This is a genomic window from Sphingobium sp. B7D2B (genome assembly GCF_025961895.1).
In the GTDB taxonomy this organism is placed as follows: Bacteria; Pseudomonadota; Alphaproteobacteria; order Sphingomonadales; family Sphingomonadaceae; genus Sphingobium.
In genome coordinates, this window is sequence record NZ_JAOQOM010000001.1 from 1212389 (window position 1) to 1224984 (window position 12596).

General features: G+C 63.9%; 10 protein-coding genes. 8 read left to right on the forward strand and 2 right to left on the reverse strand.

What is annotated here, in order from left to right; translation table 11 throughout:
* Positions 1-142 precede the first annotated feature (142 nt).
* From M2341_RS05460 to M2341_RS05470, 3 genes are all read left to right on the forward strand, one after another.
* The gene (locus M2341_RS05460; RefSeq protein WP_264584526.1) at positions 143-1252 is read left to right on the forward strand and encodes a 5-methyltetrahydropteroyltriglutamate--homocysteine S-methyltransferase; all 1110 of its coding nucleotides are present in this window, start codon (positions 143-145) and stop codon (positions 1250-1252) included.
* 179 nt (positions 1253-1431) lie between these two features.
* Complete coding sequence (locus M2341_RS05465) at positions 1432-1902, forward strand: MarR family winged helix-turn-helix transcriptional regulator (protein WP_264584527.1); 471 nt, start codon at positions 1432-1434, stop codon at positions 1900-1902.
* Positions 1892-2725, forward strand: a complete 834-nt coding sequence (locus M2341_RS05470) for a p-hydroxycinnamoyl CoA hydratase/lyase (RefSeq protein ID WP_264584528.1) — start codon at positions 1892-1894, stop codon at positions 2723-2725. Before M2341_RS05465 ends, M2341_RS05470 begins: the two co-directional genes overlap by 11 nt.
* A gap of 80 nt (positions 2726-2805) precedes the next feature.
* Here M2341_RS05470 and M2341_RS05475 read toward each other — a convergent pair whose 3' ends face one another.
* Positions 2806-4233: an FAD-dependent oxidoreductase gene (locus tag M2341_RS05475; RefSeq protein ID WP_264576329.1), complete on the reverse strand. Its 1428-nt coding sequence runs from the start codon at positions 4231-4233 to the stop codon at positions 2806-2808.
* A gap of 170 nt (positions 4234-4403) precedes the next feature.
* Between M2341_RS05475 and M2341_RS05480 the strand changes: the two genes are divergently transcribed.
* The 3 genes from M2341_RS05480 to M2341_RS05490 all read left to right on the forward strand — a co-directional run bounded on the left by M2341_RS05480 (position 4404) and on the right by M2341_RS05490 (position 7829).
* A complete protein-coding gene (locus M2341_RS05480) occupies positions 4404-5795 on the forward strand; it encodes an FAD-dependent oxidoreductase (RefSeq protein WP_264584529.1) in 1392 nt (463 codons plus the stop codon).
* A 4-nt stretch (positions 5796-5799) separates the two neighbouring features.
* A complete protein-coding gene (locus tag M2341_RS05485) occupies positions 5800-6951 on the forward strand; it encodes an FAD-dependent oxidoreductase (RefSeq protein ID WP_264584530.1) in 1152 nt (383 codons plus the stop codon).
* A 95-nt stretch (positions 6952-7046) separates the two neighbouring features.
* A complete protein-coding gene (locus tag M2341_RS05490) occupies positions 7047-7829 on the forward strand; it encodes an IclR family transcriptional regulator (protein WP_264584531.1) in 783 nt (260 codons plus the stop codon).
* Positions 7830-7874: 45 nt separating this feature from the next.
* Here the strand turns inward: M2341_RS05490 and M2341_RS05495 are convergent, their stop codons facing one another.
* Positions 7875-8987 (reverse strand): amidohydrolase family protein, encoded by a 1113-nt coding sequence (locus tag M2341_RS05495; protein WP_264584532.1) that lies wholly within the window; start codon positions 8985-8987, stop codon positions 7875-7877.
* A 184-nt stretch (positions 8988-9171) separates the two neighbouring features.
* Here M2341_RS05495 and M2341_RS05500 point away from each other — a divergent pair, with 184 nt between their 5' ends.
* Positions 9172-11574 carry a TonB-dependent receptor gene (locus M2341_RS05500; protein WP_264584533.1) on the forward strand — a complete coding sequence of 801 codons (2403 nt, stop codon included), beginning with the start codon at positions 9172-9174 and terminating at the stop codon, positions 11572-11574.
* A gap of 54 nt (positions 11575-11628) precedes the next feature.
* The gene (locus M2341_RS05505; RefSeq protein WP_181558976.1) at positions 11629-12588 is read left to right on the forward strand and encodes a TauD/TfdA dioxygenase family protein; all 960 of its coding nucleotides are present in this window, start codon (positions 11629-11631) and stop codon (positions 12586-12588) included.
* Positions 12589-12596: the final 8 nt, after the last annotated feature.

Below are 12596 nucleotides of genomic sequence, written 5' to 3' on the forward strand. Positions count from 1 at the left end.
ATCTGTGGCAGCTTATTTTGTTGTCATTGATAACGAAAATTGTGGCTGCTGCAAGGAATCGTGCTATTGGCGAGGGGCAGGGATTGTCTCAAATGACGATCATCAAAACCGCATTCTGTTGTTGCCCAAAGGAGAGTTTTGCATGAAGCCAGCGCCGTTCCGAGCCGACCATGTGGGCAGCCTCATCCGCCCGGAGTATCTCATCGAAGCCCGGAACAAGAAGGCCGCCGGCGAGCTCAGCGCGGAGGAGCTGCTGACCATCCAGCAGGACGCCATCCGCGAGGTCGTGGCGCTGCAGGAAGGCGTCGGCCTCAAGTCAATCACAGACGGCGAGTATAATCGCGGCAGCTGGCACACCGATTTCCTGCTCCGCTTCGCCAATGTCGAACCCTGGCAATCCAGCCACCGCACCACCTTCCGCAACGAGCAGGGCACGGTCGAGAGCAAGCCGCACACGGTGCGCATCACCGGCAAGCTCAGCCGCCCCAAGCCGATCTTCGTCGAGGACTTCAAGTTCCTCAAGACGGTGACGAAGGAAACGCCCAAGATCACCATTCCCTCGCCCTCGATCATGCACTTCCGCGGCGGGCGCGATGCTATCGATGCGCAGGCCTATCCCACGATGGAGGAATTCTACGCGGACCTCGCGGCGGTCTACGCCGAGGAGATCGGCGACCTGATCGAGGCGGGCTGCCGCTATCTACAGATCGACGAGACCAACTTCGCCTATCTCTGCGATCCCACCCTGCGCGCGCAGGTGCCGACCAGCATCGGCGAAGATCCGGACGAACTGCCGCACGTCTACGCCAAGCTCATCAACGCGGCGATCGCCGCCAAGCCCGATGATATGGCCGTCTGCATGCATGTCTGCCGGGGCAATTTCGCCGGGCGCTGGGTCGCCGAGGGTGGCTATGATCCGGTCGCGGACGTCATGTTCAACGAGATGAATATCGACGGCTATTTCCTGGAATATGATTCCGACCGCGCCGGCGGCTTTGAGCCGCTGCGCTTCCTGCCCAAGGGCAAGACGGTGGTGCTTGGCCTCGTGACCACCAAGCGCGGGACGATGGAAAGCCCCGATGACCTCAAGCGGCGGATCGAGGATGCGGCGAAATATGCCGATATCGATCAACTCGCGCTCTCACCGCAATGCGGCTTCTCCAGCGGCATCGGCGGCAACATGATGGACATCGAGCATGAGAAGGCCAAGCTGGAGCTGGTCGTGCGCGTGGCGGAAGACGTCTGGGGCTGAGCCGCCGCGCGCCACGCATCATATGATCTTGTGCAGGGCGGCATCGGTTGGTGCCGCCCTTTTGCATGCGGTGTGGCGAAGGCGAAGCCGATTGACAGTCAGCGGGATAATTATCAAGAAGCTTTATATAAAGTAGATTGTCAATTTGAACGGCCGGAGGTCGGCGGGAGAGGGGGAGCATGAGCGGGCAGTCTCGATCCGATGAAGTCAGGCCGCAGCGGCTGCTCTATCTGCTCAAGCGCGGCTACACGGCGGGCAAGCTGGAGCTTGACGACGTGGTGCGGGCGCACGGGCTGACGACGAGCGATTTCACGATCCTCTCTTTCCTCAAACGCCTCGCGCCCTGCTCGGCGGCGGAGCTGGCGCGAGTGCAGCGGGTTACGCCGCAGGCGGCTACCCAGCAACTCGCCCAATTGCGCGAGAAGAACCTCATCACCAGCGAGACGAGCGAACTCAATCGCCGCATCTCGCTCATCAGCCTGACGCCCGAGGGGCAGGCACGGTTTGAAGCCGTCAATGCTGATGCGCGGCGGCTGGAAGAGCAACTCACGGCCGGGCTGGCGGAGCAAGAGCGCAAGACATTGCTCGATCTGCTCAGCCGTCTGGTCGTGTCCATGGAAGCGAAAGGACAATCCATCGATGACAAGTGAACACACTTATGAGGCCGTGAAGGTCACGCTGGATGACGGCATCGCCTGGGTATCCCTCAACCGCCCGGCCAAGCGCAATGCGATGAATCCGACGATCAACCGCGAGATGTGGCAGGTGCTCGATGAACTGGAGGTGCGGGATGATGTGGGTGTGGTCGTGCTCACCGGCGAGGGGGAGGCGTTCTCCGCCGGCATGGACCTCAAAGAGTATTTCCGGGAGACCGAGGGCGAATCCGCCATTGTACAGGCCCGCTTTCGCCGCGCCGCGACGGATTGGATGTGGCGGCGCCTGACGCACTATCCCAAGGCCACCATTGCGATGGTCAACGGCTGGTGCTTCGGCGGGGCATTCACGCCGCTGGTCGCCTGCGATCTGGCGATTGCCGCCGATGAGGCCACTTTTGGCCTTTCGGAGATCAATTGGGGGATCATCCCGGCGGGCAACGTCACGCGCGCCGTGGCGCAGGTGATGAACCACCGCGACAGCCTTTATTATATCATGACCGGCGATCCGTTCGACGGGCGCAAGGCGGCGGAAATGGGGCTGGTCAACCGCTCGGTGCCGTTGGCCGATCTGCGTGCCGAAACCGAGGCGTTGGCGCGCAAGCTACTCTCCAAGAACCCGACCATCCTGCGCCACGCCAAGTCCGCGTTCAAATATGTCGAGCGGCTGGATTGGGACACGTCCGAGGCGATGCTCGGCGCGATGGCGGCGACGGCGGCGGGTCAGGATACCGAGCGTGGGCGCCGCAAGGGGATGACGCAGTTTCTGGACGAAAAGTCCTTCAAGCCCGGCCTGGGCGGGTATCGCCGCGAGGATTGATCGCTCCTCGCGTGTAAGCGCCGAACCTCACCTGCTCCGCGTCCCCGCCTTGGGCAAGGGGCGCGGGGAGGGCGCCGGTCTCAATCCATCAGGACATTCAAGCCCCGGCTAGCGAGGGTTTCCCGCACTTGCTGCACCCGGACCTTGCTCCGGTCCAGATTCATGCCGCCTTCGCTCAGCAGGGCGCGCACCGCGTCCGTATCGACCTGACGCGGCGAAACGCCGTCGCGCACTGCCACGGCGGCGGCCACACCCGCGGCCTCGCCCATGGCGATGCATTCGGGCATCAACCGCACGCGCTGATGGGCCTCATTGTCGAATGAAACGGTCTTGCCCGCGACCAGCAGGTTCTCGATGCCTTGCGGCAGCAGACAGCGATAAGGCAGGCCCAGCACGACCACCGAGATCGGCATCTCGGTGAGGTCATGGCCCTTGCCGCCCTCGCTGCCATCGGGCTTGTGGCGAACCCAGCCTTTCACATTAGGGCCGCGATAGACCTTGAGGGCGATCTCGTCCGCAAAGGTGGCGCCATCGAAGATGTCGTCGCGGGTGAGCGTGTAGTCGCCGACAATCCGGCGGCTGTCCCGTACACCGATCTGCGGCGCCATATCGATCAGGAAGGCGTCCTCCATGCCGGGAATGCGCTTGACGAACGGTAGGAAATCGCGAGCCCGGCGGCGACCTTCGACCTCCGCGCCAGTAAGATCGGCGGCATCGGTGGGATCCCGATTGAGCACCTGTACGGCATAGAGATAGCCGATGCCATGGCGCAGATTGGCGGGCGTAGCACCAAAGATCGAGATATGGTGGCCGAATGTGCCGGGCAGGGCGCCTTCTTCCTTGCCCTGTGCCACCAGCGACTTCCAGCCGGTGAGGTGGACATATTGGGCACCATCGAGCGGATTGGCCGGCGTGCCCCACAGCTTGGAGAAATCGTCCGGGTTCGCGCGGGCGTGAGCCTGCATCCGCTCCCAGTCGACGCCGCCCATGCGGCACAACATCATCATGGGTTGTGGGTCTTCGCGCGGATGCATGGCGACGCCGGCGCGCGCGGCGACATCGGCATCCCCGCTGGCATCGATGATGACGTCAGCGAGAATGGCCTGCCGACCTGATTTGTTCTCGATGATGACGCCCTTGAGCGCATCCCCCTCACGGATCACGTCGACGACATTGGTGTTGAGCAGGAGATCGACGCCGGCTTCCACCAGCATGTCGAGCACCACCAGCTTAAGCATTTCGGGATCGTAGGCGAGGTTGAAATATTCCGGCAGGAAGGTCTCGGCCGCAGCATCATGCGCGGCAAGGCGCTGCTGCATCTCGCGCAAAATGCCGCTGATATTCTCGCAGCTGAGGAACTCGGTCACGAACGACATCGGCCCCGTGCCGCCGACGACGGCGTTGCGCTCGATCAGCAGCACTTCAGCGCCATTGCGGGCGGCGCGGATCGCCGCTGGGTATCCCCCTGCGCCGGCACCGACGACCAGAACCTGCGTGCGCCGTGCCACCGGGATCTCCCGTGCGGCCTCGGTGATGGTTTCCCGTGCGGTGGGAGCCCCGAATCTCTTCTCCATGTAAAAAATAATATAGTCATATGGTTTAAGCCGCAAGCCGCGATGCCGCTTGCAAAGAATATTATAGTTAGATAGTTCCGTTCGGCGACAGGAAGGGGTGACGCATGATAGCCGTGGACGAGCAGGAGTGGATCGAGGAGCAGCCGCAAGCGGTGCCGGTGGTTGATCGGGCCGCGGTGCTCGTGTGCGGAGGAGGCGCTGGCGGCGTCGCTGCGGCTGTCGCCGCCGCGCGCAACGGCGCGGACGTGCTGATGATTGAGCGGGATACAACCTTGGGCGGCACCGGGCCGCGCTCGTTCGTCACGGAATATCATCAAGCCTTCTTCACCGGCGGGATCATGAAAGAGGTGATCGAGCGGCTACGCGCCGATGGCGGCGCCGATCCGGACCTGGAGGACGGGCATTTCGCCGTGCCGTTCGACCCCGAAATCCTCAAATTTGTCCTCGCCGAACTGGTGGAGGAAGCCGGCGTGCGTGTGCTGCCGCAGACCTGGGTCACCGATGCGATCATCGAGGATGGCGCTGTGCGCGGCGTTGTCGTTGAGAACAAGGCCGGGCGGCAGGCCGTGCTGGCCGACGTGGTGATTGACGCGACCGGCGATGCCGATGTCGCGGCTCGGGCCGGAGCGCCGATGCAGGAGTATAATCACCCGCAGCCGATGGTCATGCTCTTCCAGATCGGCGGGGTGGATTATCGCCACAGTCAGGATCGCAAGGGCCGCACCGAGATGGTGAAGGCAGCCAAGGCTGCAGGCGTTCTGCTGGACGACGTCTATCTCGACAACTTCTCCAACTTCGGCATCGCGCCTTCCACACGGGCGGGGCAGATGGGCTATATCTACGGCGTCCGTGTGCTGCATCGCGACCCTTATGATGCCGACGAGCTGACGGATGCGGAGGTCCGGGCCCGGCAGGGCGTGCGCGCGTTCATGCCGTTCCTGCGCACTGTGCCGGGATTCGAGGAGGCCTATCTCATCAAAGCAGCGCCGATGATCGGGGTGCGCGATTCCCGGCGGATATTGGGCGACTACACGCTCACGCGCGACGACATATTGGAAGGCCTCTTCCACGCGGATGACATCTTCAAGCGTTACCACCGCCTGCCTGACACGCTTGGCTTCGTGCGTCACCCCTCGGATGGCAGCGAAACGACGGCGGCCTTTCGCGAGCGGCTGGCTAACGCCAAGATGGTCACGTCGGTGTTCGGCGTGCCCTTAGGCTGCCTGATGCCGCAGGGCATCGAGAATCTTCTGGTTGCCGGCAAGACCGTGTCGATGAGCTATGAGGCCCATTCGCGCTGTCGGCAGATCCCTGACTGCATGGCCTTCGGTCAGGCGGCGGGGACGGCGGCGGCGCTGGCTTGCCGGGACGGGGTGACGCTGCGCGAGGTCGCCATCGACGAATTGCAGGCGCTGCTGATCGCGCAGGGCCAGAACCTGGCCGATGGCGCGATCGATATCAGCAAGGCCAAGATCCACAATATGGTGCGGGATTAAGCGGATGAGCACGACGATCATGGAACGCACAGCGGGCGCAACGCGCGGTGAGATCATGCTGCCGGGCCGCCGAACCCCGGTCTATCGCGCGGTCGACGTGCTGGTGTGCGGCGGCGGATTGTCCGGCGTAGCGGCGGCTGTGGCGGCGGCGGGGGGCGGGGCGCGCACGCTGTTGGTGGAGCGCAACGTGGTGCTGGGCGGCAATGGCCCCTTGTCCTTCGATATCGCCCTTACGCCCGCAGAACAGGGCATCGCGGCCGAGTTGGTCAGCCGGCTGGAGCGAAACGGCGATGCCGGGCCGGACCTTCTCGGCGATGGTCTGGTTCACGATGCCGAGGCACTCAAATATGCGCTGCTCGATTTCGCGCAGGAGGCGGGGGTGCAACTGCTGTTCTCCAGTTGGGCGGCCGATCCCATCGTGGAAAAGGGCGTCGTGCGGGGCGCGATGGTCGAGAACAAGTCCGGGCGCTTCGCTGTCCCGGCCGGCGCGGTCATCGACGCCACCGGCGATGGCGAACTGGCGATGCGGGCGGGCGCTGCAATGCGCGGGCTGGACGAGCCCGCCAGTATCGCCATGAATTACCGGATTGGCGGCGTCGCGTTCGATGCGGTGCTGGACGGACAAGCGACATGGCCTGCCCGCCTCGCCGAGGCGAAGGCGCGGGGCGTGCTGTCGCCCGATCAGCCGGACCGACTCGTGCTCTATGGGGTAACGTCAGCGGGTCGGGGCAGGGGCGTGGCCTATGTGCGCGGGCCTTCCATGCAGGTTGATGGGGCAACCAGCGTCGCGCAACTGGGCGCGCAGGAGGCGCGGGCGCGGACATTGATCCGCGAGATCCTGCCGCTCCTGCGGACCCTGCCTGGACTCGAAGCGAGCTTTCTGATCGACGTCGCGGGTGCCATGCAGGCCGCGCGCCTTCGCCATGTCGTGGGCGCACATGTGCTCGGCGTTGAGGATGCGCCACTGAAGAGCGATAGTGCGCTCATCGATGCGGCACTGCGCCCCCGCGAGTTGAGCGGGCTGTTCGTCACCGGGCGGGCTGTCTCTGCCGATCCGCGCGCCTGGGCCGCGTTGGGCACGAGCGGATCGTTGCAGCTCGGTGAGCGGGCGGGCGCGCTTGCGCTCGCGCATCTGGCAGCGCGGTCCGCTGCCTGATCGCGGCAGAACTCGGCAATGGCGTCAGCGCTGAAGATTTCGTAGAAGACGCTCCCCCGGCAGCGCGGGGTTTGGGGCGGAGCGTCTTCTTTTTCATGGATTCATCGACCAACACCGATCGCGGCTCCGGCGCCCGCATGATTGCGCTGCTCAAACTGATCGGCGAAAGTGACGGCGATTGCGCGCTCAAGGATCTTGCCGCGGGCACGGGAATGCCGGCCAGCAGCGTGCATCGGCTGTTGCAGATGCTGATCCGCGGCGGGTTGGTAGAGCGGGGCGACGGCACATCCTATCGGGCCGGGCGTGAACTGTTCAGGCTGTCCGCCAACATTCTGAGCCGCAGCCATTATGTCGCGGCAGTGCGCCCATTCCTCCGCACCCTGTGGGCGGGCTGGCAGGAGACGGCGGTATTCTGCACCTATGATGCCCCCCATCATCGCGCCATCGTCTCCGAGCGAATCCTCACGCCGCACACGCTGCGTCATGTGCTGGAGCCCTATACTGATCTTTCGCTGACCTGGGGTTCCCTAGGCCGCGCCATTCTCGCCCATCTGGAGGCGGAGGATTTGGCGGCGGCGCTGGCGCAGAGCCCGGTGGGGCCTTTGACCGGCGCCCCAACGCCGCCGCCCGAGGTGCTGGTGGAGGAACTGGCCGCCATTCGGGAGCGGGGCTGCGCGATCTTCTACAGTCAGGAGGCCGATGTCGCGGGCATCGCGGCGGCTGTCTTCCGCAGCGGCAATGCGGTGATTGGGTCGATCGGCCTCACGATGCCGGCCAAGCGCTTCGGCACGATGGACCGCGAGCGCATGGCTGGTGAGGTCATGGCGGCGGCCCGCACGCTCAGCGCTACCTTCGGCCACGCCTCCGCCGAGGCCTGACGCCCGCCCTGGCGGGCCAGGACGGGTCGTCAGGGTTAGGCGGGATCAGGCTGGCGGGAGGTGGAAGACCTGCGCGGCATTGCGATGGCAGACCGCCTCGCGTTCTTCTCCGTCAAGCGGGGCGTGGTTGATGAAGGTGACGGAGGGCTCCATCTCCTCATAGGGATAGTCGATCGCCCAAAGCACGCGGTCTACACCCAGTACGTCGATCGCGTAGCGCAAGGCCGGGCCATGCTCCACGCCGCTGGTGGTGATGTACACGTTGCGCTTCATGACTTCGGAGGGCTTGAGCTTGCTGCCATAGGCATCGCGCCGGCGCTCGAACCAATGATCCGTGCGCCACAGGTGGAACGGGATGTTTTCACCCATATGGCCAATCACGATCTTGAGGTTGGGCAGCTTGTCGAACACACCGCTGAGGATCAGCCGCATGGCATGGGTGCCGGTTTCGGCAGCATAGCCCCAGATCGCCGATTGCAGCCGATGATCGCGGAAGGGCTCCGCCATGCCGTCCGAAGGGCAGCGCGGGTGGATGTAGATCGGCCGGTCGAGCGCGGCGGCGGCCTCCAGGATCGGCATGAACTTGGGGTCGTCCAGATACTCGTTATTGGTGTGCGAGTTCACGATGAAGCCGCTGAAACCGAGCTTATTGACCGCGCGCTCCATTTCCTTGGCGGCCCGTGTCGGGTCTTGCGGCGCGAAGGACGCAAGGCCGGCGAAGCGTTTTGGGTGAGCGCGGACCACCTCGGCAAGCCGATCATTGGCAAGCTCGGCCATGGCGACGGCCTGATCGGCGCGGAACATCTGCAGGCCCGGCGAGGTGAGCGAAAGTATCTGCATGTCGACACCTAGGCGGTCCATTTCCGCGAGCCGCTCCGTCACGTCGCGCAGGCGGCGAGTGAGGCGGTCCGGTCCGCGAGAACCAAGCGGGTTAATCAGCTGCGCGTCCAGATTGGGCCATGTTCCGGTGGCAAGGGCGGCCAGCGCGTCCTGATGCTCGGCAATCGTCCAGGCTTCCTCGACGGCGATCCGTCGCGCGGGTGCCGCGGCCGGGGGCGGTCGCATCGTGCGCGCGGTCGCGGTGCCGGTCATTGCGCTCATGGCACCGCCAGCGGCGAGTCCGCCTGCCAAAAGCTGCCGTCGATCGAACTCTGCCATTCATCCCTCCTCATTTTTCTTGGGCGGAAGCTACGGCGGCGCGGCGACAAGTCAAGGCTATAATTCCAATATACGGAACAAGACTTCTGAAATATGGAATAAATTTGACATGCGCGCCGAGCGTTGCCATGGTCCCGCCCGATAACAGCCCGACGCACGGGCGTTCTGACATTGGAGGAGAGCGATGATGAAAAAGGCAGATCTTTTGTTGCAGGCCGCGAGCGCCTTGACGCTGGGCGCCGCAACCCTGGCGACACCCGCCATGGCGCAGGATGCCCCCGCTCCCCAACAAAGCGCTGCACAGCAGGCCGATGCCGATGACATCGTGGTGACCGCGCAGTTCCGCTCGCAGCGTCTGCAGGATGCGCCGCTGGCCATCACCGCCGTCTCCGGCGACATGCTGGAAGCGCGCAGCCAGACGAGCATCGCTCAGGTCGCCGCACAGGCGCCCAACGTCAATCTCGCCGAAGCGCCGGCCACCTACGGCCCATCGATCCAGGCGTTCATTCGCGGCGTCGGCCAGTCGGATTCGACGTTCGCACTGGAGCCGGGCGTCGGCCTCTATGTCGATGACGTCTATTACTCGACGCTGCAGGGCTCGATGCTCGATCTGCTGGACCTCGACCGGGTGGAAATCCTGCGCGGGCCGCAGGGCACGCTTGCCGGGCAAAATTCCATCGGCGGCGCGATCAAGCTCTATTCCAAGAAGCCGGACGGTTCGGGTGGCGGCTATGTCCAGGCAACCTACGGTAGCTTCAACCGCACCGAGGTGCGCGGCGGCCTGAACCTGACCGTCGTGCCCGATCAGCTCTTCCTGCGCGTCTCCGGTGCCGGGGTGAAGAAGGACGGCTACGTCACCCGCTACGATTATCGCTGTACGCATCCGACTTCGCCGGTGCGCACCTTCGCGATTTCCGACAATTGCAAGCTCGGCACCGAGGGCGGCAAGTCCTATGTCGCCGGCCGCGGGACGTTGCGCTGGACGCCCAATGACGCGGTCGACATTTCGATCATCGGCGACATCACCCGCGATGACAGCGAGTCCGCGCCCTCCACGCTGCTCTACGTCGGCACGCTGACGGGGCCGGGGTCGAGCGCGACTGCCCCTTATGTCATCGACGGCGTCCGCTATGGTACGGCCACCGGCTCGCCCTTCATCAGCTATTCGCCCTATGGCAACTTCGCGCAGGATACGTTCACGACCAGCCCGTTCGTGAGCTATGAGAATTACCTCAACTACGCTCCGCGTGATGGCACGGCGCCTTATGCGGCGCCAGCGAGTAACTCGCTCGATACCTGGGGCCTCTCAGGCAACATCACCATCGATGTCGGCGATCTGAGCATCACCTCGATCACGGCTTATCGTAGCTATAATTCGGTGTTCACATCGGCCGAGTCCTCGCCGATCAACATCGCGCTGACGGCCAATGACGTGAACCACAATCAGTTCAGCCAGGAACTGCGCGCCAGCGGTGCTATCGGTACGCTGCTGAACTATACGGTGGGCGGCTATTATTTCGAGGGCACCAGCGACGGCGGCTCGCGTGTCCAGCTTCCCACGCTGGAATTTCGCCAGAACGACCATGTCGAATCCCAGACCATCGCTGCCTTCGCCAATGCCGAACTGCATCTGACGGAGAAGCTGACGCTGATCGGCGGCCTGCGCTACACGGACATTACCAAGAGCTTCCAATATGCGCGCAAGGGCAATCCGGGGAACATCTACGGCGGTAATGCGCCGCCGTCGCTCGCCCCGCTCGATGGGCTGGTGCGGACGTTCAAGGGCGATCGTCTCGATTATCGCGGTGTCATCCAGTATCGCTGGACGCCCGACTTCATGACCTATGCGCAGATCGCGACGGGCTTCAAGAGTGGCGGCGCCAACCCGCGGCCGTTCTTCCCGGCGCAGGCGCTGACGCATGATCCCGAGACGCTGACCGCCTATGAAGTCGGTTTCAAGAGCGACCTGTTCGACCGGCTGCTGCGCCTGAACGTCTCCGGCTTCCTCAACAAGTATAACGACATTCTGGTCAGCGTCTCGACCTGTCCGACGGTGCCGGCCGCGCCCTGCGCATTGCCGCTCAACGCCGGCAAGGCGGATGTGAAGGGCTTCGAGGTCGAGGCGACGCTGCGCCCGGTTCGCGGCCTGCTGATCGATGCCTCGCTCGGCTATCTGGACTTCGACTACAAGTCGATTTCCGCCATCGGCCAGAGCGCTGGCATCAACCTCGATATGGACGCGCCCTTCGTGCAGGAATGGCGCTGGAGCGTCGGCGGGCAGTACAAGATCGAACTGGGTGATGCCGGCTCGCTGACCCCGCGCATCGACGTCAATTCGCAGAGCCCCTATTTCTCGACGGCGATCAACCGCGCGCCGTTCAACCAGGTGGAAGGGCGCACGATCGTGAATGCGCGCCTCACGTATCGCGATGTGGCCGAGGATTGGCAGCTCTCGCTTGAGGTCACCAACCTCACCGACCGGCTCTATTATGACGGCCTGTTCGACAATCGCGGATCGACCCAGTCCATCCAAGGGCGCCCGGCGCGTCCGCGGGAATGGGCTGTCACCATCAAGCGCAATTTCTGATAGATGATGACCCCGGCCGGTCTTGCGCCGGGGTCTTGGAAGAGGAGCTTCGAGATGAACATCCAAGTGTCTCACAAGGGGCAGGCCGCCGATCAGGCGACCGGCACGATCGTGGCGGGTTTGCCCATGCCCGAATTCAAGCGGATCACCGTCGAGCCGATCTCCGGCGCGTGCGGCTGCGAGATCAGCGGTGTGGACCTGCGGGAGCCGCTGGATGACGAGACGCTCGCCGAAGTGATGAAGGCGTTCGAGCATTTTCTGGTCATCGTGTTCCGCGACCAGGATCTGACGCCCGAGCAGCACAAGGCGTTCACGCGCTACTTCGGCCCGATCACCGAGCTGCCGCAGGCGCCGACCTATGGCGAGCATCAGGATATGCAGGAAGTGCGCCGCGAAGCGCATGAGCCGGAGAACGTCGTTCCCTCCTTCGAGCACTTCCACACGGACAGCCCGTTCCTGCTGCAGCCGCCGCTCTGCGTGGTGATGCGCGCGCTGGAAGTGCCCAAATTCGGTGGCGATACCGCCTTCTCGAACGGCTACCTCGTCTATGAGCATCTTTCCGATGCCATGAAGGAACTGCTCGACGGGCTCGAGGTCGTTTACTCAGGCAAGGAAATCTGGGCGCGCAATGAGAAGCTGCCGCCCGAGAAGCGCCTGCGCCTGCGTGAATCGCACGGGTTCAGCGAAGACGAGCTGGAGAATATCCACCCGGCGGTGCGTGTTCACCCGGTCACCGGTCGCAAGGCCCTGTTCGCGACCACGGCCTATTTCAAGCGCTTCGTTGGCTGGACGGAGGCGGAGAGTCAGGCGCTGCTCGGCTATCTCCAGAGCCTTGCCCAGCACCTGCATTATCATTGCCGCGTGAAATGGAAGAAAGACACATTGATTGTCTGGGACAATCGTTTCTTGCTTCATCGTGGCGTCCATGATTTCAAGTACGAACGTCGGCATCTCATCCGCACGACGGTCATGGGCGAGAGGCCGATCGGCCCGAAAGGCCCCAGGAAGGATTGAAATTACCC